At 67.8% G+C, this 22,858-nt stretch carries 23 protein-coding genes; 13 read left to right on the top strand and 10 right to left on the bottom strand.

Annotation, left to right across the window (positions count from 1 at the left end; all coding sequences use genetic code 11):
* Positions 1–4: 4 nt before the first annotated feature.
* The 4 genes from QI633_RS18075 to QI633_RS18060 form a co-directional block, all read right to left on the bottom strand.
* Positions 5–670 carry a TetR/AcrR family transcriptional regulator gene (locus QI633_RS18075; RefSeq protein ID WP_282426608.1) on the bottom strand — a complete coding sequence of 222 codons (666 nt, stop codon included), beginning with the start codon at positions 668–670 and terminating at the stop codon, positions 5–7.
* A 191-nt stretch (positions 671–861) separates the two neighbouring features.
* Positions 862–1,911, bottom strand: a complete 1,050-nt coding sequence (locus tag QI633_RS18070; protein WP_282426607.1) for an NADP-dependent oxidoreductase — start codon at positions 1,909–1,911, stop codon at positions 862–864.
* Between the two features lie 63 nt (positions 1,912–1,974).
* Positions 1,975–2,907, bottom strand: a complete 933-nt coding sequence (locus QI633_RS18065; RefSeq protein WP_282426606.1) for an alpha/beta hydrolase — start codon at positions 2,905–2,907, stop codon at positions 1,975–1,977.
* A 52-nt stretch (positions 2,908–2,959) separates the two neighbouring features.
* Positions 2,960–3,418, bottom strand: a complete 459-nt coding sequence (locus QI633_RS18060) for a DUF3237 domain-containing protein (RefSeq protein ID WP_282426605.1) — start codon at positions 3,416–3,418, stop codon at positions 2,960–2,962.
* Between the two features lie 237 nt (positions 3,419–3,655).
* Between QI633_RS18060 and QI633_RS18055 the strand changes: the two genes are divergently transcribed.
* The 4 genes from QI633_RS18055 to QI633_RS18040 all read left to right on the top strand — a co-directional run bounded on the left by QI633_RS18055 (position 3,656) and on the right by QI633_RS18040 (position 7,192).
* Positions 3,656–4,222, top strand: coding sequence for a cupin domain-containing protein (locus QI633_RS18055; protein WP_282426604.1), 567 nt, complete (start codon positions 3,656–3,658; stop codon positions 4,220–4,222).
* 46 nt (positions 4,223–4,268) lie between these two features.
* Positions 4,269–5,774, top strand: coding sequence for a CoA-acylating methylmalonate-semialdehyde dehydrogenase (locus tag QI633_RS18050; protein ID WP_282426603.1), 1,506 nt, complete (start codon positions 4,269–4,271; stop codon positions 5,772–5,774).
* Positions 5,775–5,795: 21 nt separating this feature from the next.
* Complete coding sequence (locus QI633_RS18045; protein ID WP_282426602.1) at positions 5,796–6,236, top strand: VOC family protein; 441 nt, start codon at positions 5,796–5,798, stop codon at positions 6,234–6,236.
* A gap of 98 nt (positions 6,237–6,334) precedes the next feature.
* Complete coding sequence (locus QI633_RS18040; protein ID WP_282426601.1) at positions 6,335–7,192, top strand: mycofactocin-coupled SDR family oxidoreductase; 858 nt, start codon at positions 6,335–6,337, stop codon at positions 7,190–7,192.
* A 75-nt stretch (positions 7,193–7,267) separates the two neighbouring features.
* On the opposite strand, the gene QI633_RS18035 is transcribed toward QI633_RS18040, so the two are convergent.
* Positions 7,268–7,954 carry a TetR/AcrR family transcriptional regulator gene (locus QI633_RS18035; RefSeq protein ID WP_282426600.1) on the bottom strand — a complete coding sequence of 229 codons (687 nt, stop codon included), beginning with the start codon at positions 7,952–7,954 and terminating at the stop codon, positions 7,268–7,270.
* Positions 7,955–8,043: 89 nt separating this feature from the next.
* Here QI633_RS18035 and QI633_RS18030 point away from each other — a divergent pair, with 89 nt between their 5' ends.
* From QI633_RS18030 to QI633_RS17995, 8 genes are all read left to right on the top strand, one after another.
* Positions 8,044–8,304 (top strand): FeoA family protein, encoded by a 261-nt coding sequence (locus tag QI633_RS18030; protein ID WP_282426599.1) that lies wholly within the window; start codon positions 8,044–8,046, stop codon positions 8,302–8,304.
* Entirely contained in the window at positions 8,301–9,128 is an 828-nt protein-coding gene (locus QI633_RS18025) for a FeoB small GTPase domain-containing protein (protein WP_282426598.1), read from the top strand. The genes QI633_RS18030 and QI633_RS18025 overlap by 4 nt, the downstream gene beginning before the upstream one ends.
* Positions 9,125–10,540, top strand: a complete 1,416-nt coding sequence (locus QI633_RS18020; RefSeq protein ID WP_282426597.1) for a nucleoside recognition domain-containing protein — start codon at positions 9,125–9,127, stop codon at positions 10,538–10,540. The genes QI633_RS18025 and QI633_RS18020 overlap by 4 nt, the downstream gene beginning before the upstream one ends.
* A gap of 171 nt (positions 10,541–10,711) precedes the next feature.
* Positions 10,712–11,206 carry a helix-turn-helix domain-containing protein gene (locus QI633_RS18015; RefSeq protein ID WP_282426596.1) on the top strand — a complete coding sequence of 165 codons (495 nt, stop codon included), beginning with the start codon at positions 10,712–10,714 and terminating at the stop codon, positions 11,204–11,206.
* A 38-nt stretch (positions 11,207–11,244) separates the two neighbouring features.
* Positions 11,245–12,114, top strand: coding sequence for a substrate-binding domain-containing protein (locus tag QI633_RS18010; RefSeq protein WP_282426595.1), 870 nt, complete (start codon positions 11,245–11,247; stop codon positions 12,112–12,114).
* A 331-nt stretch (positions 12,115–12,445) separates the two neighbouring features.
* On the top strand, positions 12,446–13,633 hold the full coding sequence (locus QI633_RS18005) for a lipid-transfer protein (RefSeq protein WP_349016696.1): 1,188 nt from the start codon (positions 12,446–12,448) through the stop codon (positions 13,631–13,633).
* A gap of 29 nt (positions 13,634–13,662) precedes the next feature.
* Positions 13,663–14,463, top strand: coding sequence for an SDR family oxidoreductase (locus QI633_RS18000; RefSeq protein WP_282426593.1), 801 nt, complete (start codon positions 13,663–13,665; stop codon positions 14,461–14,463).
* Between the two features lie 61 nt (positions 14,464–14,524).
* Positions 14,525–15,700 (top strand): TetR/AcrR family transcriptional regulator, encoded by a 1,176-nt coding sequence (locus QI633_RS17995; protein ID WP_282426592.1) that lies wholly within the window; start codon positions 14,525–14,527, stop codon positions 15,698–15,700.
* A gap of 12 nt (positions 15,701–15,712) precedes the next feature.
* On the opposite strand, the gene QI633_RS17990 is transcribed toward QI633_RS17995, so the two are convergent.
* The 5 genes from QI633_RS17990 to QI633_RS17970 are packed head-to-tail and all read right to left on the bottom strand — an operon-like array spanning position 15,713 to position 20,959.
* On the bottom strand, positions 15,713–16,558 hold the full coding sequence (locus tag QI633_RS17990; protein WP_282426591.1) for an alpha/beta hydrolase-fold protein: 846 nt from the start codon (positions 16,556–16,558) through the stop codon (positions 15,713–15,715).
* Complete coding sequence (locus QI633_RS17985) at positions 16,551–18,023, bottom strand: AMP-binding protein (protein WP_282426590.1); 1,473 nt, start codon at positions 18,021–18,023, stop codon at positions 16,551–16,553. Before QI633_RS17985 ends, QI633_RS17990 begins: the two co-directional genes overlap by 8 nt.
* A gap of 10 nt (positions 18,024–18,033) precedes the next feature.
* On the bottom strand, positions 18,034–18,966 hold the full coding sequence (locus QI633_RS17980; protein WP_282426589.1) for an alpha/beta hydrolase: 933 nt from the start codon (positions 18,964–18,966) through the stop codon (positions 18,034–18,036).
* Complete coding sequence (locus tag QI633_RS17975) at positions 18,963–20,387, bottom strand: amidase (protein ID WP_282426588.1); 1,425 nt, start codon at positions 20,385–20,387, stop codon at positions 18,963–18,965. Before QI633_RS17975 ends, QI633_RS17980 begins: the two co-directional genes overlap by 4 nt.
* Entirely contained in the window at positions 20,384–20,959 is a 576-nt protein-coding gene (locus QI633_RS17970) for a TetR/AcrR family transcriptional regulator (RefSeq protein WP_282426587.1), read from the bottom strand. Before QI633_RS17970 ends, QI633_RS17975 begins: the two co-directional genes overlap by 4 nt.
* 270 nt (positions 20,960–21,229) lie before the next feature.
* Here QI633_RS17970 and QI633_RS17965 point away from each other — a divergent pair, with 270 nt between their 5' ends.
* A complete protein-coding gene (locus QI633_RS17965) occupies positions 21,230–22,822 on the top strand; it encodes an ABC transporter substrate-binding protein (RefSeq protein WP_282426586.1) in 1,593 nt (530 codons plus the stop codon).
* The last annotated feature ends 36 nt before the right edge of the window (positions 22,823–22,858 follow it).

The following is a 22,858-nucleotide window of genomic DNA, read 5'->3' as shown; positions in this document are numbered from 1 at the left end:
CACGTCAGCTGCTGCGGCGCCATTCCAAGCCGTAGACGGTTCGCAGCCAGATGGTGGTCATGGTCTCGAACATTTCCGTGGAGGGGATGGCGTTGTCGCTGCGCAGGCTCATCAGGGAGAGGTTGCGCTCGCCCATCCACATGAGCGCGGCGGCCAGCGACCTGGCCGGCGGGCCGGGGATGGCCACGCCGGCCTTCTGGTCCCGCTCGATGCTGGCGGCGGAGGCGTCGATGAACCGGCCGAGGATGGAGTCCCACTGGGCCTGCAGGTCCGGTTCGGCTGCTGCGGCGTCGGCCACCTCGCGCAGGACGTGTCCGTGCCGCTCCCACACCTGGATGATCTCCACGACCGCGTGCTCGATGGCGGCGTCGGGTGGCATTCCCGCGGGGCGGTCGAAGATCAGCTGTGAGGCCTGGAAGACATCGGCGGTGACCTTCGAGAGCAGCGCGGACAACACCTGCCATTTCGACTCGAAGTAGAAGTAGAAGGACGAGCGCGACAGGCCCGCACGCTTGGCGAGGTCGTCGATCGACATGTTGCGCAGGGGGACGGTGCGCAGCATGTCGTAGGCGCCTTCGAGGATGGCCTGCTCGCGCCGGTCCCCTTTGATGTTGCGCCGACCCACGCGTGGCTCGGCGGCGTTCAGGTCGGGCGATGGCGCGGAGGTCATGAGCCGTGGGTCATACGTGAGTCTGCGAGGGAGTCAATCAACATACTGTTGATAATAGTGCACGCGAAGTGCAGCGTGCGGCTGTCTTGCTCCGTTTGGGCCTTCTGCATCTGCGACCTACGACACGTCGAGGCCCGGTGAGCTCGTGGTCGACGAGTTCACCGGGCCTGTTCGATGATCCTTCGACTGCGTCAGCCGACGGGTGCGGGCAGGGGAGCGACCTCGATGACCGCTTTTCCGCGGGTGCCCCCGGACAGGGCTCGGTTGAGCGTCTCGCGAGCGTTCTCCAGGCCTTCGACGACGGTCTCGTCGTACGTCAGCGAGCCCTCGCCCAGAGCGGCAGCGAGCTTGCCGATGATCTCCGCATAGCGCTCGACGTGGTCGGTCACGATGAAGCCCCTGAGGGTTGCTCGCTGCATCAGCAACTGATTGGCGTTTCGCAGTCCCACCTGGTCGCTCATCTCGTTGTAGTTGTCGTACTCCGAGATGAGGCCGCAGAGCGTGACTCGTGCGCCGACGTTCAGTCGGCCGAGGACGTGGTCCATGATCGGTCCGCCCACGTTCTCGAAGTCGACGTCGATCCCGTCAGGGGTCGCCTGGTCGAGGAGTGCGCGCCAGTCGTCCGCGTGCCGGTCCACGCACGCGTCGAAGCCCAGCTCCTCCACCAGGTAACGACATTTCTCGGCGCCGCCGGCGATACCCACGACCCGAGCGCCACGTTGCTTTGCCAGCTGTCCGGCGATTGAACCAACGGCGCCTCCCGCGGCGGAGACGACAACGGTTTCGCCCGGCTGAGGATCGCCCAGCTCAACGCCGATGAAGGCTGAGATGCCGGTGTGGCCCAGGACTCCGAGAAAGGCGGGAAGGGGGGCCGGCAGTGGGTCGGGCAGAACGGTGAAAGGGAACTCGAGGGCGGAATCGTCAGCGACGCAGTAGTCCTGCCACCCGGTGAAACCGAGCACATATGCCCCGACAGGCAGATCGTCTCGACGACTCTCGACGACCTGTCCGACGCCGAGGCCTCGCATCACCGAGCCCAGCTCGACCGGCGGGATGTAGGACCGCAGCTGGCTCATCCAGACCCGGTTCGTGGGGTCGAGTGAGAGATACAGGGTGCGGACAAGGGCTTGTCCATCGATGATCTCGGCAACCGGCTCCTCGAGCCACTCGAGCTCTTGTTCGGTGACCTGGCCTTGCGGACGGCTCTGCAGTCGGAAGAGCCGGTTGGTGGGTGTCGTCATGGTGAAACAACCTCGCTGGTTACGGATGTTGGTGTGGTGGGACATGGCGCGCGGCGATCGAAGTCAAGCGAGCAGTGCCGCGAGCTCCTTCGCAAACATTGCGATGGCGTGATCGCCATCGTCGAGCACGCCAGCCAGCAACGAGAAGCTGTGCGGCATGCCTTCGTACTCACGGAAGTGCACTTCAACGCCTGCAGCGGCGAGGCCTCGCGCGTATCGGCGGGCGTCATCGGCCACGGGGTCCACCTGAGCGCTGATGATCACGGCAGGAGGGGCGCCCACGAGATCCCGAGTCAGCAACGGTGATGCCAGAGGCGTCCGACGGTCGTCGAGCTCGGGAACGTACATGTCGTAGGCCCACTCGAGCGCGGCCCGAGTGAGGAAGGGCCCGCCCCCGTACCTTTCTGCCGAGTCACCGCTCATCGTGGCGTCGAGTGCGGGGCACAGCATGCCCTGGGCTCTGACCGGAGGGCCCTGCCCGCGAGAGGTAAGGGCGACGCTTGCTGCCAGTGAGCCGCCGGAGGAGTCACCGGCAATCGCGAGCGCATTGCCATCGATGCCCAACTGAGCGGCGTGCTCGCTCACCCACGAGAAGGCGTCCGCCGAGTCGTGGTGAGCGCGGGGGAAGCGATCTTCGGGTGCGAGGCTGTAGCCGACCGAGATCACGATGACGTCGGCTCGCGCGCAGAGCTTGCGACAGAGCGGGTCGTGGCTGTCCAGGCTTCCGCGTACGAAGGCCCCCCCGTGCAGATAGACGACGCCCGGCAGGGCCGGCTCGGAGCGGCGTGGCCGATAGCACCGCGCCGCAAGCGCACCATGACGGACGGGGATCGTCAGCTCGCTGACGCTGCAACCCGTCTCGAGCTCACCCGCCAATGCGACCAGCCGCTCGCCGGCCTCCCGGTAGTCGGCGATCGACATCTCCCACGGTGGGACGGCGGGACGCGCGGACAGCGAGTCCAGCAGCTGCTGAACCTGCGTATGCAGCGCGTTCATGAGCGTCCCCGTCGCCCCGGGGAGCGGGGGGCGCCGAGTCCGTGGGTCGGGGTCATGCGATGACTCGGAAGACCTGGAACTCGACGACCGGCCCGGGCTGGATTCGGCCCTGTCCCACGAAGATGGTCTGGTTGACCCAGGAGTAGCGAGGGTCTCCGGACTCCAGCCGTGGGGTGGTGACGAAGTAGTGGTCCCCGAAGTCGGTCCCGGCGTCGGCGCCGCCGAGCGCCCCAGCGGCTGCCTCGGTGACTTCGACCAGGCCCTGATAGCTCATGTAGATGACCGCGTCGTCGTCGGTGAAGAACTGAGCTCGCACGTCGAGTCGGCCGTAGCCGTCGTCGCCGGCCAGTAGCCAGTCCCCGCCTCCGGGGGCGGCGGTGCCGCTGAATCGCTTCCCGGTGACCTTGCCTCCGGTGACGGCGAGGACCTGGCGAAGTCCGTAGGGGCCGGGCCCGACGATCTGGGGCTCGGCGAGCTCCGCGGTGTAAGTGAACTCCAGCTCCAGCTTCACTGCTTGACCTCCATCTGTGAGTGGCCTCGCGTGTTGAGGCCGTGGTGGCCCGAGCGTGCACTATGCGTCGTTGATAGTCAACGGTGTGTCGAGTATCGACCATATGTGGACCCTTGATTCAGCCAAAATTGACACCCTGTTGACGAAAATCGACGGTGAGTCTACTCTCGGATCACCGAAGCCGAGCGCCCGGAATTCGCGCCCGGTGCCACCAGGCGAAGAGAGAAGAGACACGACATGACCGCTACCTCCGACGTCGACCAGATTCAGCCGACCACCTCTCGTGGTGGCGAGAGCTACGTCTCCCATCGCGAGGACATCCACTTCAACATGACAGGTGACTTCATGACGGGCGTGGACTTCTGGATCCACGCGACCGGTGAAAGCACCGGCGGTCAGCTGATCGTCATCGAGACGAACTGGGTGCGCGGCACCGAGCCCGTCTGGCACATCCACCACCGCGAGGAGGAGGGCTTCTTCGTGATGGACGGCGAGATCAAGATCCACACCGAGGCAGGTTCCTACAGCGCGAAGAAGGGCCAGTTCGTCTGGGGGCGAAAGGACCAGCGGCACACCTACGAGGTGATCGGCGACGAGGCTCGGATCCTGGTCGTCTTCGTGCCCGGCCCTGACAGCCCGGGCTTCGAGCCCAACGGCGGTATCGACAAGTACTTCTACGAGGCGCGCGCTCGTGAGCTTCGCACGCCCGAGCAGCTGCAGGCGGAGGTCGAGAACCTGAAGGTCAACTACGGCCTCGAGATGTTCCCCGAGATTCCTCACCCCCGCGACGAGGCTCGCGACTGATCGTCGTCCCGGATCCCCTCGTCAACCGTTGACAACTGGAGTTGCTGTGACCATCGACGTAACGCTCGACACCGTGCCGCACTGGATCGCCGGCGCGGCCGACTTCTCGGCGGAGGGGTCTCGGGCTGAGATCCGCGATCCCGCCACGGGGCACGTGATCGGCACTGTCATGTTGGCCGGTGCCGACGCCGTCGACAGGGCTGTGGCCAGCGCGCGAACCGCGGCGGTGGCTTGGGCGGAGACCCCCGGTCCTGTCCGCGCGTCCGTCCTCCACCGGTTCCGGGTGCTGCTGCACGAGCAGGCGGACGATCTGGCTGCGATCATCACGGCCGAGCAAGGCAAGACGCTTGCTGACGCCCGGGGAGAGTTGGCGCGGTCGATCGAAGCTCTCGACGTGTCGCTCTCGGTGGTGCAGCAGCTGAAGGGGGAGTACGCCGAGCAGGTCGCCAACGAGGTCGACACCTACTCCTTCCGGCAGCCCCTCGGTGTCTGCGCCGGCATCACGCCGTTCAACTTCCCGGTCATGGTTCCGGTGTCGATGTTCGCGGCCGCCATTGCTTGCGGCAACGCATTCGTGCTCAAGCCCAGTGAACAGGTGCCGTCCGCGGCGGTCCGGCTGGCGCAGATCGCGAGTGATGCGGGACTGCCCGACGGTGTGCTCAACGTCGTGCACGGGGGAGTGGATGCAGCCGAGGCGCTGATCGACCATCCCGATGTCGCGGCCGTGTCGTTCGTCGGGTCCACGCCCGTGGCGCGAAGGATCTACCGTCGCTCTGCCGAGGCGGGCAAGAAGGTGCAGGCCCTGGGCGGTGCCAAGAACCACCTGGTGGTGATGCCCGACGCAGACCTCGACGCCGCCGCCGATGCACTGGTCTCGGCGTCCTACGGGGCCGCAGGCCAGCGATGCATGGCCGTGCCGGTCGCGATCGCCGTCGGCACTGCGGCAGACGTGCTGGTGGCCAAGGTCGCCGAGCGCGCGGCTGCGTTCAGGGTGGGGCCGGGCGCGGCGCCCGGTACGGACATGGGGCCGCTGATCTCAAAGACCGCTCTCGATCGAGTCCGTGGCGCCCTGGAACGCTCGGTCCAGCAGGGCGGCCGACTGGTCGTCGACGGGCGTGAACGGATCGCGCCCGGCGACGGCTACTTCATCGGCCCCAGCCTCGTCGACCACGTCAGTGTCGAGAGCGATCTCTACCGCGACGAGGTCTTCGGACCGGTCCTGAGCGTGCTGCGCGCCGACGACCTCGAGCAGGCCCTGCAGATCGTCAACGAGAACCCCTACGGCAATGGTGCGGTCATCTTCACCCGCAGCGGCACGGCTGCGCGCCGGTTCAGTCGGGGCGTGCTGGCCGGCAGCGTCGGGATCAATGTGCCCATCCCGGTGCCGATCTCCTGGTTCGGCTTCGGCGGATGGGGCGACTCGCGCTTCGGGGACGACGGCCTCAACCACGATGCCTACCGCTTCTACACGAGGTCGAAGGTCGTCACCCAGCGCTGGACCGAGTCCCGGCCCGGCCTCGCTCCCCACTTCGTCGCGGCCGGCAGCCAGTAGCGCGACCGGGAAGGAGATCTCATGCAGGAGTGCAGGCCCACCGTGTCGACCCCTCCCGAGCTCCCTCGACTCGATCACGTCGGAATACTCGTCCGTGACCTTGAATCGACCCTCGCAAGCTGGTGCAGTCGGTTCGGCGTCGACGTCGCTCGCAGGGTGGAGGTCGCGTCCATGGACCTCAGTGCGGCTTTTCTCGACATCTCCGGCGCGGAGGTCGAGCTCTACGCGATCCGGGACCAGGAGGTGCTTGCGGCTGCGTTGGGCGGAGCACCGGCACGGATCGACCACATCGCCCTGCGGCTGCCCGGCGCCGACGGCCCGGAGCTCGCGGACTGTGTCATCAGGGGCCCGGGGAGACCGGAGCCGATCGCCGCGCCGATCCGCTTGGGCGACGCCACCCATGTCTGGACCGAACCGCCTGGGATCGATGTCCTTCTTCAACTGATCAGGCCGAGTGGGTGAGGCCTCGATCCACCCTGCGCCGCGGCCGGTCGCGATGACCGGCCGACCGAACGAGATGCACCGTCACCACACCAGAAAGAGGAGCAGAGATGGGACGAATGGACGGAAAGGTCGCGCTGGTCACCGGCGCGGCGCGAGGGCAGGGGCGAGCACATGCGATCCGCCTTGCCCAGGAAGGCGCGGACATCCTCGCCTTCGACTGCCCGGCGGACGGCAGGGTTCCCTACCCCGTCGGCACGCCGGATGACCTCGAGATCACGGTCAAAGAGGTCGAGGCGCTGGGCCGGCGAATCATCGCGCACGAGGGCGACGTTCGCGAGCAGGCCCCGCTGGACAAGCTGGTCGCCGAGGGCGTTCGAGCCTTCGGGGGACTCGACGTGGCGGTGGCCAACGCCGGGATCTGGACCGTGCACCCGTTCGCGGACATCCCCGAGGACGAGTTCCTGGACGTGCTCAACGTGAACATCATGGGGCCGTGGCGCACGCTGAAGGCCGTCACTCCGGCCATGAAGGAGCGTGGAGGCGGCTCGGTGATCATCACCTCGTCCGGCAACGGCGTCGAGGGATCTCCTCACTACGTCCACTACGTGGCATCGAAGCATGGAGTGCTCGGGCTGGCCAAGAGCGCAGCACTCGAGTTCGGCCAGTTCGGCATCCGGGTCAACTCGCTCCTGCCCGGACCGACCGACACTCCCGCCCTGGACTGGCAGGGAGGCTACGACCTCTGCGCTGGGAAGGGGCCCGGCGCGGGCGTCAAGGAGGACCTGCAGGGTGCGAGGTACTGGGCGGTCCTGCGGGACGTCGGCCTCCTGCCGCCGCGAGCCATGAGCGAAGCGGTGCTGTGGCTGGCCTCGGACGAGTCGCGATGGACGACGGGCCTCGAGATGTTGGTCGATGGTGGGCACATGATCATGCCGGGGCTGAACATGACGAAGATGGCGCTGGACAACCAGTAGCGGCCAGAGGGTCCGGCGTCAGGCGACAGCCCTCTCCGACATGCGTCAACCCATGTGTCAGGAGAGGGCTTGCGTCTATCGCCTCGGCCTACGGGGCTTGCGACGAGGCTTCCACTCGAGGCCGTAGACCGTTCGCAGCCAGATGGTGGTCACGGTCTCGACCATGTCGTCGGAGGGGATGGCGTTGTCGCTGCGCTGGCTCATCAGGGAGAGGTTGCGCTCGCCCATCCACATGAGTGCGGCGGCCAGGGACCTGGCGGGCGGGCCGGGGATGGCCACGCCGGCCTTCCTGTCCCGCTCGATGCTGGCGGCGGAGGCGTCGATGAACCGGCCGAGGATGGAGTCCCACTGGGCCTGCAGGTCCGGTTCGGCGGCTGCGGCGTCGGCCACCTCGCGCAGGACGTGTCCGTGACGCTCCCAGACCTGGATGACCTCGCTGACCGCGTGCTCGATGGCGGCGTCGGGTGGCATTCCCGCGGGGCGGTCGAAGATCAGCTGCGAGGCTTGGAAGACGTCGGCGGTGACCTTGGCGAGGAGTGCGGACAGCACCTGCCATTTCGACTCGAAGTAGAAGTAGAACGAGGAGCGCGACAGGCCCGCACGCTTGGCGAGGTCGTCGATCGACATGTTGCGCAGGGGGACGGTGCGCAGCATGTCGTAGGCGCCTTCGAGGATGGCCTGCTCGCGCCTGTCGCCCTTGATGTTGCGCCGACCGACTCGTGGCTCGGCGGCGTTCAGGTTGAGCGAAGAGGGGGTCGCCATGGGAACAGGATAGGGGAGGCTTCTCCCACTGCGGGGTCGACATTGTGTTGGCAATAACACACGCGTCGTGGACGCTGATGGAGGTTGAGATGACTGGCAGTGCGGGACTGGCGGCGATGACGCTCGACGAGCTGCCGCACTCGGGCCGGGCGGTCGTCACCCGGCTCGACGCCACGGGAGCCGAGCGGAGGCGACTGATGGACCTGGGGGTGCTGCCCGGTGTCACCGTGACGGCCGAGGCCACCAGCCCGCTGGGCGATCCGACGGCCTACCGGATCCGGGGCGCGGTGATCGCACTTCGTCGGGCTCAGGCACGTCTCATCCGCGTCGTCTCGCAACCAGCGCCATGACCGTCGACCTGCCGGTGCCCGGCAGTGCTCCGGAACCAGCCGCTCCGGGCTGTGCCTCCTGTGCTCTGGCCGGCGTCGAGAGTCTCCGTAGAGCCGGGCTGCCCCCCGGCGACCCCGACGCCGTCGTCGCTCTGGCCGGCAACCCCAACACGGGCAAGAGCACCGTCTTCAACGCCCTGACCGGGATGCGGCAACACGTCGGGAACTGGCCAGGTACGACGGTCTCACGCGCGGAGGGAAGGTTCGGCTTCGGCGACCGCGTCTTCAAGGTCGTGGACCTGCCTGGCGCCTACTCCTTGCTCTCGACCAGCAGTGACGAGGACGTGGCGCGCGACTTCCTGCTCTTCGGGGATCCGGACGTGACGGTCGTCGTGGTCGATGCCACCCGGCTGGAGCGGAACCTGAACCTCGTCCTCCAGATACTGCAGATCACCGACAGGGTGGTCGTGGCGCTCAACCTCATCGACGAGGCCAGGCGGCACCGGATCGACATCGACGTCCGTCATCTCTCCCGCGCGCTGGGAGTGGCGGTCGTCCCGATGGCGGCGCGTCGAGGCGAAGGGATGGCGCACCTGCTCCAAGCCATCTCGGAGCGCGCACGACGCTCCGCTCCGCCGAGGTTGCGCAAACAGCGGTTCGAGCCGGTCGTGACGCGAGCCATCGACGAGTTGGTCGAGCAGCTGGAATGCGAGTTCCCGGGCATCGCCAACGCCCGCTGGATCGCTCTCCGGCTGCTCGAGGGTGACGCCGGCGTCCAGCGAGCCGTGAGGGACGGGAGCCTCGGCGAGTTGGCGCACAAGGAGACGGGACGGCTGTTCCCATGAGCAGGGTCCCGATCCTCGACACGGCGGATCGCCTGCGGCAGACCATGCCGGAGGACTTCGGCGACGGGGTGCTGACGTCGATCTTCGATGATGCCGCGCGAATCGCCCGAGGCAGCGTCTCGTCTCCGACGGACCTCGCCGCCTCCCGGCGTCCCTCCCTCGATCAGGTCCTGGACCGCGCGTTGACCCACCGGGTGTGGGGGTTCTTGGTGATGGGGGCGCTCTTCTTCGCGGTCTTCTGGTTCACCATCGCGGGCGCGGCACTCCCGTCGGGCCTGCTCTACGTCGTGCTCGTCGATGGTGGACACACCGTGCTTCGTGACGGTTTCGAGGTGCTGGGCGCTCCGTGGTGGATCACCGGGCTGCTCATCGACGGTGTCTACCTGAGCACGGCCTGGGTCGTGGCCGTGATGCTGCCGCCGATGGCCATCTTCTTCCCGATCTTCACCTTGCTCGAGGACTTCGGTTATCTGCCTCGCGTGGCCTTCAACCTGGACCGGCTCTTCGCCGGTGCGGGCGCCCACGGCAAGCAGTCGCTGACGATGATGATGGGCTACGGCTGCAACGCGGCCGGTGTCACCGCCACTCGGATCATCGACAGTCCCCGTGAGCGCCTGATCGCGGTGATCACCAACAACTTCAGCGTGTGCAACGGTCGTTGGCCGACCCTCATCCTGATGGGGACCGTCTTCATCGGCTCGCTCGCGCCGCCCGCCCTCGCCGGCGTGCTCGCAGCCGGAAGCGTCGTCTTGGTGGCGGTGCTGGGTATCGTGACGACGCTCGCCGTCTCCTGGCTGCTCTCGCACACGCTGCTGCGCGGCGAGACATCGCTCTACTCCCTCGAGCTGCCTCCCTACCGGCCGCCGCAGGTCTGGCGCACCATCCACACCAGCCTGGTCGACCGCACCCTGAAGGTGTTGCGCCGGGCTCTGGTGATGGCGGCGCCCGCCGGAGCCGTGGTCTGGCTGCTGGGCAACGTGGAGGTCGGTGGGGAGCAACTGGCCGGTCATCTGGTGACGGGTCTGGATCCGGTCGGCTGGGTCCTCGGGATCAACGGGATCATCCTCTTGGCCTATCTGGTGGCCATCCCCGCCAACGAGATCGTGATTCCGACCGTCCTCATGCTCACGCTGACACTCAACCACCCGGCGTCGGACGCGGCCGCCGGGGTGATGCTCGACATGGGAGATGCCGAAGCCGGCACGGTGCTGGTCGGCGTCGGCGGCTGGACACTGTTGACTGCGGTGAACCTGATGCTGTTCTGTCTGCTGCACAACCCCTGCAGCACGACCATGCTGACCATCTGGCGCGAGACTGGTTCACTGAAGTGGACACTGATCGCCACATTCCTGCCGCTGTCGCTGGCTTGTGTAACGACTGCTGCCACCGCTGCCCTCTGGCGGTACGTCTGACCCCCGCGCGCGGGTCGCAGGTCTCGCGTGAGTCATCTGCCTGCCCCTTCGCCGAAGGCGATGCGACCATTCGGGGCGGACCGGACGTGCGTCTCAACGCAGTCACGGTTCCAACTCTCTCTTCTGAATGTGGGTTCACCCGGGGAGCTCAGATTTGCTTAGCCTGAGTACATGAGCAGTTGCGAGCGTGCTGACGCTGATGCGCGAGCCGTCGCCGACGCGGTGGACCGAGAGCGTTGCTCCATCGGAGCAGCGTTGACGGTAGTCGGGGACAGATGGAGCTTGCTGGTTTTGCGAGAAGCCTTCCTCGGCGTCCGTCGATTCGAAGAGTTCCGGCGATACCTGCAGGTGCCGCGGTCGGTACTCACCAACCGGCTCGCCTTGCTTGTCGAGCGTGGCGTCCTGCAACGCGAGCCTTACCGCGCCTCCGGGCAACGGGAGCGCCACGAATACCGCCTCACCGCGAGGGGTTTGGACCTCTACCCGGTTCTCGTTGCCTTAAAGACCTGGGGCGACGAACACGGTGCTGCCGAGCGCCGCGGCGCGGTCATTTTGACTCACCGCGACTGTGGCGCCGCGGTTTATCTCACCCTCTCCTGCGCAGACGGGCACACGCTGACCGATGCCCGCGACGTAGTTCCGAAGCCGGCGTCTGACATGCAGTAGGCCAGCACTGGCAACCGACTTCCTGTCCCGAGCAACAGGTGCCGAGCGGGTGCAGGTCTCGGATCAGGACTCAGACACGTGCCCGGACCGGCCCTGGCTTCATCGATGATCGAATCGCGCTCAAGCCCGATGCGATCGCCACCGCGGGCATCGACTGCTCCCAGGTGAAGCAGCCGGTCGCCGACGCCAAGGCTGCAGGGATCCCGGTCCTGAGCTGGCTGGGTGCCGACTGCGACGCGGACGGCGGCGAGAAGCTGTGGGCCGCCGACATCGTCTACCACCAGGACGCGCCGACGACCGCCGAGTGGTACGCCGCCTGGGGAGTCCAGAAGGTGCAGTATCTCGAGGCCAAGCTGGGTGGGAAGGTGCGGCTGATCAATGTCCGCTTCAACGACGCCTTGCCGAGCCTCAACGACGGTGTGGAGAGCGCCATCGCCGACTGCGGCGACTGCGAGATCGTCGCGGACGTGGCGGTGGGAACCGCCGACGCAGCCAATCCGCAGGGGCCCATCGTGGCCGGTGTGAAGGCCGCGCTGCTCAAGCACCCCGACGCCAATGCTCTTCTGGTGCCGGCCGACACGCAGCTCATGGCGACCGGACTGCTCCAGGCCCTGAGGAACAGCCCCCAGGGCAAGAAGCTCATCGTCACCGGGGGCGAGGGAGGTCCCAGCGGCATCGAGGCTCTCGACCAGGGCCCGGTCCCCACCGCGATCATCGGGTACAGCAACGAGTGGATCGGCTGGGCCCTGGCCGACTCGATCAACCGCCTCCTCAACGACTCGCCGCAGGTGGCCGAGGGCTTCGGGACGCGCGTCGTGGAGAAGGGTGAGAACCCTGCCGACGAGGCCTACCAGGCCAAGGTCGACTTCGAGAGCGCCTACAAGCAGGCTTGGGGAATCACCCAGTAGTTCTTCCCCCGACACAAGGAGCCCCGAGGCGAACGCCCCCCGGGGCTCCCGTGCGGGCAATCGGGCTTCACCAGGCGTGCTCTGCGAATCCGGATGACGCTCCTCGACCCGAGATCGTGCGACGTAGAGCGGTGGAGCTTCGTCGTCGACTTCAGCGTGCAACGAACGGAACGGTTCGGCGACGAGCAGTGATGTGCGTGTCGCGAGGGCGACCGACAGACGGGCACTGGTTGTAACTTATCGCAAGTATGCCATGCGTCACGCTGCACGCAAGGGTCGCGCTCCAGAAAGCTGATGTGCGAAACTAAGTGATCCAACGTTAGTCAGGAAGATGAACATGGCGAGAAGAGTTCAAGTAGTTGGTGTGGGCATGGTGCCCTTCGTCACACCCAGAAAGAGCGATACGTATGACGTGCTCGCGGGTAGAGCCATCCGGGCAGCGCTAGCTGACGCCGGGGCCGACTACTCGCTGATCGAACAGGCCTATGCGGGGTATGTCTACGGTGACTCCACCAGTGGTCAGCTCGCGCTCTACCAAGTGGGGCTGTCCGGGATCCCTGTCGTGAACGTCAACAACAACTGCTCGACCGGGTCGTCAGCGTTGTGGCTTGCCAGGCAGGCCGTCGAAACGGGTGCCGCCGACTGCGTCCTCGCCGTCGGATTCGAGCAGATGCAGCGCGGTGCCCTCGAGGCGAAATGGGTCGATCGACCGAGCCCGTTCAGTTGCTTTGCCGACGTTGCGCTGGACGCTCAGGGTTCGAGCGATGCGCCGATGGCCGCGCAGTGGTTCGGTGGGGCCGGCGCCGCGTACGCCGAGAAGTACGGAACGCCCGCCGAGACGTTCGCCGCAATCGCCGTCAAGGCGCGAAAGCACGCCGCGAACAATCCCCACGCCGTGTTCCGCGACCCGGTGAGCCTGGAACAGGTGATGACGGCCCCGCACATCTACGGTCCGCTGACCCGACTGCAGTGCTGCCCGCCCACGTGCGGAGCCGCTGCGGCCGTGATCACCAGCGAGGAGTTCGCGCGCAAGCATGGTCTACGCACCGACGTCGCGATCGCAGCCCAGGCCATGACCACCGACACCGAGAGCGCGTTCAGCGGCGACATGATGCGCCTGGTCGGCTACGACATGGCGCAGAGTGCCGCCGACCAGGTCTACGAGCGAGCCGGGGTCTCGCCGGAGGACGTCAAGGTCGTCGAGCTGCACGACTGCTTCACGACCAACGAGCTGCTTTCCTACGAGGCGTTGCGGCTGACTCCTGAGGGCACGGCCGAGAGGTTCATTGCCGACGGTCAGAACACCTATGGCGGACAGGTCGTCACCAACCCATCGGGCGGACTCCTGTCCAAGGGGCATCCTCTGGGGGCGACAGGTCTGGCGCAGTGTGCCGAGCTGACCTGGCAGCTGCGCGGCGAGGCGGCGTCGCGACAGGTGGAGGGCGTCAATCTCGCCCTTCAGCACAACATCGGCCTCGGCGGCGCTGCTGTCGTGACCCTCTACGAGAAGGTGGACTGATGGGAAGGCTCCACGACAGAACGGCGATCGTGACCGGCTCGGGCCGGGGCATCGGGCGCGAGATCGCGCTCAAGCTCGCCGCTGACGGTGCAGCCGTGGTCGTCAACGACCTCGACGAGGCTCCGGCTGAGGAGACCGTTAAGGCGATCGAAGCGGCGGGTGGCAGGGCCAGTGTGTGCGTCGGCAGCGTGACCGAGGACGGCTTCGCGGAGCGATTCGTGCAGACCGCGGTTGACGCGTTCGGCGGCTTGGACATCATCGTCAACAATGCCGGCTACACCTGGGACTCAGTGATCCAGAAGATGACCGACGAGCAGTGGGACGCGATCCTCGACGTGCACCTCAAGGCGCCGTTCCGCATCCTGCGGGCCGCCCAGCCGGTCATCGCGGCAGCAGTGAAGCAGGCCAAGGCCGACGGTCAGCCGGTTCCCTGCCGCAAGGTCGTCAACATCTCGTCGATCGCAGGAGTCGGCGGCAACGCCGGCCAGGTCAACTACGCGGCTGCGAAGGCCGGCATCACCGGACTCACCAAGGCGATGGCCAAGGAGTGGGGGCCCTACAACGTCACCGTCAACACGGTGGCGTTCGGGCTGATCAGGACCCGCCTCACCGAGACCGCGGCGGACGGTGACTCGACCATCGACGTCGATGGCCGCGAGATCAAGGTCGGCGTCAATCCTGCCCTGCTGGACGCCATGGAGAAGATGATTCCATTGGGGCGGTCCGGCACCCCCGTGGATGCAGCCGGTTCGGTGTACCTGTTCTGCATCCCCGAATCCGACTATGTCAGCGCCCAGACGGTGATCTGCGGTGGCGGGCTCATGATCTGACCATGAGGGTGCGGCGTAGGATCGACGGCCTCGACCTGCTGCCCATCGAAGGAGGCGCCCGGTGACGGACGTCTCCGTTCCGCGCCGCGGCACCCGCCCCGCGAACCGGAAGGCGCTCATCCTGAAGGCTGCGAGGGAACTGTTCCGAAGCCAGGGCTACGAGCACGTCAGGCTCCGCGACATCGCGGCAGCGACTGAGGTGACGCCCGCCGCGCTGTATCGGCACTTCTCCAGCAAGGAGCAGTTGCTCCTCGAGGTGATCGGATCCGCTCTGGAACCGTTGGAGCACCTCGTGTCCACGGTGGACTTGTCCCAACCTGAGCCCGCGTTGGCCGCGCTCGCGAAGCAGGCTCTGCGCGACCGGGACGTCGGCGTGCTCTGGCAGCGCGAGGCGCGACACCTCACCCCGGCTGCCCGTCGCGAACTGAGTGACGCAGTAGGTCGGATCGGGCGAAAGCTCGGGGAGCAGGTGGGGGTCGCGCGGCCGGAACTCGACGCGTCGTCACACGACCTGCTCGCGTGGTCGATCCTCTCGGTGTACGTGAGCACGTCGTTCCACCAGCTCGAAGCCCCCCGGCAAGACTTCGAGGAGCTGTTGGTGCGGCTTGCTCGTCGGGTCCTCGACGCCCACCCCCCGTCTTTGGTCAACGCCGTGCCGGCTTCCGCCGCCGGATTGAGTCATCGGTCGCGGCGTGAGGAAGTGCTCGCGGAAGCAGTACGTCTTTTCGCTGAGCGCACCTACACCAGCGTTGGTGTCGACGACATCGCCGATTCGTTGGGAATGGCCGGGCCTAGCATCTACAACCACGTGCCCAACAAGATCGACCTGCTATTGACCCCACTGGCCCGTGGCACGGCGTACCTCTCCCTCCAGACGTCGGAAGCCTTGGCCTCAGCGCGCGACCCGGCCGACGGGCTGGCTCGCATGAGCAGCGGCTACGCCCACTTCGCCTTCAACCATCACCAGGTCCTGGACCTGCTGATCACCGAGGTGCGCAACCTGCCGGAGGATCCTCGCAAGGAAGCAGTGGACGCCCAACGTGAATACATCGACGAATGGGTGCACCTGCTCCTGCAGGTGGACCCTGGCTTGGATCCCACCAAGGCCAGGATCGAGGTCCACGCCGCCCTCACGGTGATCAACGACGCCGCCCGGACCGCCCACCTGCGGCGGCTGGGCCGCGGTGAGGAGGCGGTCGTGGCACTTGCTCATGCGGTGCTCGGAGTCTCCGGCTGAGGCGCGAGAAGGCTACCTGCCCGGTGGGACCAGCACGCGCAGGGCGCGGGTGGCTCCCACGCCGAGCGAGGAGTTGTGCGTCTCGCCGGCGAACACCGCCAGCTCGGTCGTCACGCCTTGTGCGGCGAGCGCGGCGCGCATGCGGTAGACGTTGCTGATGATCGCGCCGACGGCCAGTGGATTGCCGGGCTCCTCCTCGCAGCCACCGGCGGAGAGGAACACCGTCGTGTCCGAGGGGATCGCGCCGGACGGCAACGCACGCACCGCCTCCACCAGCTGCTCGTCGCCCGCTGCGGGCCACGGGTCGAACAGTGCGGGGCTCAGCAGCGCGTAGCCCTGGAAGGCATCCGGGCGCTGGGTCAACACGTGCGCAGCGAAGTGGCCACCGGCTGACATGCCGATAAGGATGCGACGCGCTCCCGCCGTCTCGGGTGCCCGCCGTTCGACCTCCGGAGCGACCGTGTCCAGCAGGGCCGCGAGGAAGGCGTCGGCTCCGCCGATCTCCAGCGACCCGAGGCCGGGGACCTCCAGCGAGCGCCGCGGGCCGCGGTAGAAGTCGATGCCGCGCCGCTGCTCGACGAAGGCGTAGTCGCCGCGCTCGTCGGCGTAGCCGATCCCGACGACGACCATCGGTCCGACCTCCGCGCCGAACTGCCCGAGCCGCGACGCCTCGACGACCGTGCCGAAGGCGTAGTCGGCGTCGGTCAAGAACACGACCGACACAGGTCCGACGGGCTCGCCTCGACCCCAGCGGGCGGCGGGCCGCGCTATCGAGATGCGCAGGCCCGTACCCAGGCCGCCGGGATGGATGACGAACGTCTCGACTCCGGCGATCGCGGGCGGGGCTGGGTCAGTCATGGATGTTCCTCGTATCGGTGGTCGAGCGGGCAAGGGCGTGTTCACGGACACGGCTCCGACGCGTCTTCCCGGCCTCGTCCCGCAGGGGCTCACTGGTGCGCTCGAAGGTGCGCGGCAGCTTGTACGGCGCGACGGCTGCGCGCAGGTGAGTGAGCAACTCTTCGTCACTCACCGGGCCCCTCACGTTGAGCACTGCATGGATCCGGTTCCCGTACTCGTCATCGGGCAGGCCGACGACACTGGCTGCTTGGACGTCGGGGTGCTCCTCGAGTGCGGCCTCGACCTCTGCTGGATACACGTTGGACCCACCCACCACGATCATGTCCGTCTTGCGGTCGGCCAGGTGGAGGAAGCCGTCGGCGTCGAGGTGACCGAGGTCGCCGACCGTCTCCCACCCGTCCTTCGAGCGTTGCGGCTCGGCTCCGACGTAGCGGTAGGGGCCGGCCTCCTGCGGGCTGCGGCGCATCCAGAGCTCGCCGACCTCACCGGCCGGGAGCGTGGAGCCGTCAGGGCCACGAGCCTCGATCTCGCCCACGACGGGCCGCCCCACCGAGCCCGGATGGCTCAGCCAGCCGTGCCCGTCGGTGATCGTGACGGCGTGCGCCTCGGTGGCGGCGTAGAGCTCGACCATGACGTCGGGGCCGAAGTAGTCGAGGCAGAACGTGCGCAGCGACGGCGAGCACGCGGCGGCCATCGTGATGACCGTGCGCAGGCTCGAGACGTCAGCCGCGGCGAGGACGTCCTCAGGAAGGTCCTGGATGCGTCGGAGCATCGTCGGCACGGAGTACATCCAGTCCACGCCGTGGCGCTCGACCAACGCCAGCGTCTGCGCGGCGTCGAAGCGCTCCATCACCACGACGTGGCAGCCGAGGAGCAGGGCCGCGACGTTCGTGAAGAGCGGGCCGTTGTGCGACAGCGGGCCGGTCGAGAGCACGGTCCCGTCCTGCCGGAGGCGGACCAGGGCCGCGAAGGACCGCAGCGACTCGGCCGTGGCGGGCTCGGTGGAGACGATCAGCTTCGGGCGCCCGGTGCTGCCTCCCGAGGTCGGAGCCTTGAGCGAGCGAGCGATCATCGGCGGCAGCGGCTCGGCCGAGGTGTCCTCGGGCGGGGACCAGTCCGTGGGCAGCGCGTTGCGGCCCGGGACGTCCGCGCCGACGACCAGCGAGGGATCGGCGAGCTCGATGATCTCGCGCAGCTCCCGTTCGGGGAGCCGGTGCGAGACCGGCTGCGGGGTGGCCCCCGCCTTCCACGTGGCGACGACCGCCTCCAGGTAGGCCGACCCTGTGGGAAGGAGGATGGTGACGAAGGAGTCGGGAGTGACGCCCCGCTCGAGGTAGGCGCGGGCGAGGCGGTTGGTGCGGTGCTCGAGCTCCTGGCGGGTCAGGGTGCCGGTGCTCGTCGTCACCGCGGGGCGGTCCGGATCATCGGCGGCCAGCTCGGCGAGAGCGCTGCCGATGGGGGTCATGCCTTCCACGTCAGGCGCCCTTCGCTTCGGCGAGCACCTCGAGGATGGCGGTGTGGACAGCATCGGGCTGCTCCTGGGGGATCAGGTGACCAGCGCCCTCGACCACGACGACCCGCCCCCGGGGGACCGCGGCCATCAGCTTCTCGGCGACACCGTTCCACAGCGGGCGCGCCTTTGCCGTGGCGCGATCGACGCGGCCGGCCTGCAGACACACCGTCGGAACGTCGGGGGTCCCGTCGGCTTGGAGTCGCTGGAGCAGCGGTCGCGCTGCACCGATCTGCTTGGCCTCACGCCTGCCCGCCTTCATCGCCTGCACGCAGGCGTAGTCGCGCGCGAGAAGAGCCTGGTCCTCGGCACTGATCGCGCTCGAGAAGCCGTGTGGCAGTGCCATGCGGATGATCAGCCCCGTGCGGCCGAGCCGGGCGAGCAGCGTGATGATGCGGAAGGAAGCCATGACCATCCGGACCATGCCCGGCGTCATCGTCTCGGCGACCGTGGCGTCGACGAACACCATCCCGGCGACGCGGTCGGGGTGCCGATCGGCGAAGCAGCGGAGGATCGGTCCGCCCCAGCTGTGGCCGATGAGGACCACAGGACCGGTCTCGCCGATGGCATCCAGGACACCGGCGAGGTCCTCGGTCAGGCGCTCCAGGGTGCGCTCGGCGTCGTCGACGTCGCTGCCGCCGTAGCCGGCGCGGTCATAGGAGAGGGTCCGGGCACGGGTACTCAGCTCCCGTTGGGTGTGCGGCCAGCACGCGGCGGGGGCGCTCATGCCGGCCTCGAACACGACCAGCGGCCCGTCCGCGTCGCCGGCCACGACCGTGCGGATCCGCCGTCCGTCCGGCAGTACGACGGCTCTCTCAACGAGGCCGGCGCCCGGATCGAGGCTCGGGAGCGGCGACGTTCGGGTGCTTCTTCCTGACATGCGCGTGCCCGCTTTCATCGGAACCAATGGGGTGGGTGGACGACATCCCAGAGACCTTCGTGCTCCAGCTCTGCGGCCAGCGAGAGGAGGGTGGCGTCCTGCCGGATGCGTCCGACCAGCTGCACGGAGTAGGGCAGCCCGTCGTCATCGAGATGGGAGGGAAGCGAGATGGCCGGCTGGCCGGTGAGGTTGGCCCAGGGGGTGTAGCAGGACCAGGCGAGCATCCGCTCGTTGACCCGCTCGATCCCCTCGGCCTCGAAGTGGCCGAGCGGGACCGGGGGACCACTGGTCGTCGGTGTGAGCGTGACGTCGAAATCGTCGAGCCCGGTCAAGAAATCACTCGCGAACCGGGCGAGCGTGGCCTGCATGAGCAGCACATCGGCGCCGGTCATCTTCTCCCCGACGGCGGTGAGATTCCGGGTGTGGGCGGTGAGCAGGTTCCGTTTGTCGGCTGGCACCTGCATCTTGGTCCGCATGGTGACCGAGGCGGCAAGCATGTCGCCGATCGCACCGGCCGCCGCGTCCTGTTGGGACGGAGGGGCGATCTCGCGCACGTCGTGGCCGAGGTCGCGCAGCAGGTCGACCGTGCGGTGCACCGCACGGACGGACTCCGGATGGGGATCGACGTCGGCGAGACCGGTGTCAGTCCACCACGCGACCTTCAGCGGTCGGCCGGGGCGCGAGCGACCAGCCTCGGCCAAGCTGATGTCGGGTGTCCACCCGTAGAGGTCCTGGGCCGGCGGACGGGCCATGACCTCCAGGAGCAGGGCAGCGTCCTCGACCGTCCGTGCGAGCGGACCCTCGATGCCGGTTGCGAAGAACGAGCTGCCCGGCGCCAGGCTGACCAGACCCCGGCTGGGCTTGATGCCGACCAGGTGGCAGGCGGCGGCGGGTGTGCGGGTGGAGCCGGCGCCGTCGCTCGCGTGTGCGATCGGAAGGAGACCGGCGGCGACCGCGGTCGCCGCACCACCGCTGGAGCCGCTGGAGTAGCGACCGGTGTCGTACGGCGTGACCGCGGGCACCGGAGTCACGACGGGGTCGACGTAGCAGGCCACCCCGAACTCGGGCGCATTCGTCTTGCCGACCACGACAGCTCCTGCACGTCGAATCAGCCCGACAGTCCAGTCGTCGTCGGTGGGCACGTGCCCGTCCAGTGCGGCGGAGCCGAAGGATGTGGCGAGGCCTGCTGTCGCATGGAGGTCCTTGATGCCGATGGGGATGCCGCCCAGCGGTGCGTGCTCGGTGCGCGCCAGCTGCCCGTCGGCGCGCTCGGCTTCGCGGAGGGCGAGCTCGGGGTCGACGGTGACGAACGCGCCGAGCTCGGCGTCGAGCTTGGTGATGCGGTCCAGGTAGTGCTCGGTCAGCTCGCGTGAGGTGAACTCGCCGCTACGGAGGGCCCCCAGCTGCTCGGCGACGGAGAGGTCGTGCAGGTGGTTCATCGGACCGCCGCCGGGGCCGTGGCGATCCGATAGGCCGTGCTCGCCACGGCGTCCAGGAAGTCGGCTGTCGGGGGATGACGCCTGACCATCCGTGTGTGCATCAGCGGTCCTTCGAGCAGAGCGCTGATCAGATCGCCGTCCGGCGCAGGCGGGATCTCGCCGCGCTCGACCGCCCGATCCAAGGACGCCCTCAGCGAGTCACCTCGGCGCAGGCCCATCGCGAGGAACGCGGCCTCGGCCTCGGCATCATCGGCGAGATCGGCCAACCAGCCCACCAGGCTGTCCATCCAGGGTGCCGACCACGAGCGCGCAAGGTCGTCGACGTAGACCCGGAAGTCGGCGAGCAACGAGCCGGTGTCGGCCTCGGAGACGGGAGGCACATGCGCGCTGAGGGCGTCTGCGACCAGGCGGATCTTGTTCGGCCAGCGCCGGTAGACGTCGCTGCGGTGCGCCCCGGCGCGGACGGCGACCTGGGCCAGTGTCAAGGCGGCATAGCTCTCCTCCGTGAGGATGCTCCACGCCGCTGCGAGCAGCCGTTGCTCCAGTTCAGGATCGCGAGGTCGTCCCGACATCTCTTCACCACACTCCTCTATACGCTACGCAACGTAGCGCTACGTGACGTAGCGAAGTTAAGCGTTGCCGACGCGGAGAGCAAGCGAGTTGAGATGTCGGAATCAACAAAAGACAGGTGAGAAATCGTCGTGATGAACTGACACAGGTCAGTGTGAGCGGGATTACTGTCGGCCCCGTTCCCGCGAGCTGATCGCCGGCGCCCCGGATCATCGGGAGCGCGACCGGCCGCTCGTCGTCCAAGGGGAACCAGACCGCCCTGGAGGCACCCGATGAGATCCAAGAAGTTCGTTGTGTCGCTGATCGCCGTCCCCGCACTGGCGCTGGCATCGTGTACCAGCGGAGGCGTCTCCGGGGACGGCGACGAGGGCGACCTGGTGGACGGCAAGACATTCACCATGGCCCTCGGCCTCGATCCGGGCGCTATCGATCCGGCCATGACCGTGCTGTCGTCCGCGCGGTTCCTGGGCCAGTTCATCTACGCCCGGCTGATCGAGCCGGACGACGATGGCGGGGCGATCCCCGCCCTGGCCGAGAAGTGGGACATCGATGCCACGACGGCGGTCTTCACGCTGCGCGAGGGAATCACCTGTGAGGACGGCAGCGCCCTGTCCGCGACCGCGGTGGCGGACAACATCAACTTCATCGCTGACCCCGCGCACCAGTCTCCGCTCCTCGGCCTCAACGTCCAGCCCGGGACGGTCGCCAAGGCGGATGACACGACCCGCACTGTCACCGTGACGAGCGGCGCGCCCGATGCCTTCCTGCTCCTCAACGTTGGCAGCGTTCCGATCGCCTGCGCCAGCGGACTTGAGGACCGTGACCTGTTGGCCGAGGGGAAGGCCGGCACCGGGATGTTCAAGCTGGTCGAGGCGGTCACCAACGACCACTACACACTCGAGCGTCGCGAGGACTACACGTGGGGTCCGGGGGACTGGGACCCGGACCAGAAGGGCCTGCCTGACGAGGTGGTGATCCGGATCATCCCCAACGAGACCACGGCAGCGAACCTACTGATCTCCGGTGACGTCAACGCCGCCACCATCGCCGGCGCCGAGCGCGACCGTCTCGACCAGCAGGACCTTTTCAGCGCCGCACCCTTGACTCCCTTCGGCCAGTTCCACTTCAACCAGTCGGCCGGTCGGCCGACCGCGGACGAGACGGTTCGGCGCGCGCTGGTGCAGGCTCAGGACCTCGGCAAGCTCCGCAAGGTCCTCACCGGTAGCAGGGGAGCCGTGCCGACCAGCATGGTCACGATGTCGCCGGATCCCTGTGACATCGACACCGTGAAGGGCAACATCCCTGCGTACGACGTCGCCGCGGCGAACGCGGCGCTCGACGCGGCCGGCTGGACGAAGGGCTCCGACGGCATCCGGGCCAAGGACGGCAAGAAGCTCAAGCTGACCATGATCTACCTCAACACCGTCGGCGAGACGATGGCGGCCACCGCCGAGCTGGCGCAGCAGGAGTGGAAGAAGGTCGGTGTCGAGGTCGAGCTCCGAGGCGTCGACCTGACCCAGCTGGGCGAGACCCTCTTCGGCACCGGGGATTGGGACATCTCCGCTGGCCAGGTCGGAGCGGGGATACCCAGCAAGCTGGTCCCCTTCTTCGCTGGACCGGTTCCGCCGGCCGGCACCAACTTCTCTCACGTCGACAATCCCGAGTACAAGGCTCTCGCGACCAAGGCGGCCACGAAGGTCGGTGCCGCAGGCTGTGAGGACTGGGCGGCTGCGGAGGTCGCGCTGTTCAAGGCGGTGGACGTGGTCACCTACGCAGACTCGGGCTTCCCGACGTACGGCAAGGGTGCTCGCTTCGAGCCCAGCGACGTCGGGGTGAATCCGATGTCCATCCGGATGTACGAGTAGGCCGGGACAGCCATGGCCAGCCTGGCAATCGACCCT

The sequence above is a fragment of the Nocardioides sp. QY071 genome (assembly GCF_029961765.1).
GTDB lineage: Bacteria > Actinomycetota > Actinomycetes > Propionibacteriales > Nocardioidaceae > Nocardioides.
Note: the sequence above shows the minus strand (reverse complement) of the source record. Positions and strands in the feature narration are given on the sequence as shown.

Excerpts from the sequence above, each read along its gene's own strand:
- QI633_RS18075 (WP_282426608.1), bottom strand. The coding sequence starts at position 670 with ATGACCTCCGCGCCATCGCCCGACCTGAACGCCGCCGAGCCACGCGTG.
- QI633_RS18070 (WP_282426607.1), bottom strand. The coding sequence starts at position 1,911 with ATGACGACACCCACCAACCGGCTCTTCCGACTGCAGAGCCGTCCGCAA.
- QI633_RS18065 (WP_282426606.1), bottom strand. The coding sequence starts at position 2,907 with ATGAACGCGCTGCATACGCAGGTTCAGCAGCTGCTGGACTCGCTGTCC.
- QI633_RS18055 (WP_282426604.1), top strand. The coding sequence starts at position 3,656 with ATGACCGCTACCTCCGACGTCGACCAGATTCAGCCGACCACCTCTCGT.
- QI633_RS18045 (WP_282426602.1), top strand. The coding sequence starts at position 5,796 with ATGCAGGAGTGCAGGCCCACCGTGTCGACCCCTCCCGAGCTCCCTCGA.
- QI633_RS18040 (WP_282426601.1), top strand. The coding sequence starts at position 6,335 with ATGGACGGAAAGGTCGCGCTGGTCACCGGCGCGGCGCGAGGGCAGGGG.
- QI633_RS18035 (WP_282426600.1), bottom strand. The coding sequence starts at position 7,954 with ATGGCGACCCCCTCTTCGCTCAACCTGAACGCCGCCGAGCCACGAGTC.
- QI633_RS18030 (WP_282426599.1), top strand. The coding sequence starts at position 8,044 with ATGACTGGCAGTGCGGGACTGGCGGCGATGACGCTCGACGAGCTGCCG.
- QI633_RS18025 (WP_282426598.1), top strand. The coding sequence starts at position 8,301 with ATGACCGTCGACCTGCCGGTGCCCGGCAGTGCTCCGGAACCAGCCGCT.
- QI633_RS18020 (WP_282426597.1), top strand. The coding sequence starts at position 9,125 with ATGAGCAGGGTCCCGATCCTCGACACGGCGGATCGCCTGCGGCAGACC.
- QI633_RS18015 (WP_282426596.1), top strand. The coding sequence starts at position 10,712 with ATGAGCAGTTGCGAGCGTGCTGACGCTGATGCGCGAGCCGTCGCCGAC.
- QI633_RS18005 (WP_349016696.1), top strand. The coding sequence starts at position 12,446 with ATGAACATGGCGAGAAGAGTTCAAGTAGTTGGTGTGGGCATGGTGCCC.
- QI633_RS17990 (WP_282426591.1), bottom strand. The coding sequence starts at position 16,558 with ATGACTGACCCAGCCCCGCCCGCGATCGCCGGAGTCGAGACGTTCGTC.
- QI633_RS17985 (WP_282426590.1), bottom strand. The coding sequence starts at position 18,023 with ATGACCCCCATCGGCAGCGCTCTCGCCGAGCTGGCCGCCGATGATCCG.
- QI633_RS17980 (WP_282426589.1), bottom strand. The coding sequence starts at position 18,966 with ATGAAAGCGGGCACGCGCATGTCAGGAAGAAGCACCCGAACGTCGCCG.
- QI633_RS17975 (WP_282426588.1), bottom strand. The coding sequence starts at position 20,387 with ATGAACCACCTGCACGACCTCTCCGTCGCCGAGCAGCTGGGGGCCCTC.
- QI633_RS17970 (WP_282426587.1), bottom strand. The coding sequence starts at position 20,959 with ATGTCGGGACGACCTCGCGATCCTGAACTGGAGCAACGGCTGCTCGCA.
- QI633_RS17965 (WP_282426586.1), top strand. The coding sequence starts at position 21,230 with ATGAGATCCAAGAAGTTCGTTGTGTCGCTGATCGCCGTCCCCGCACTG.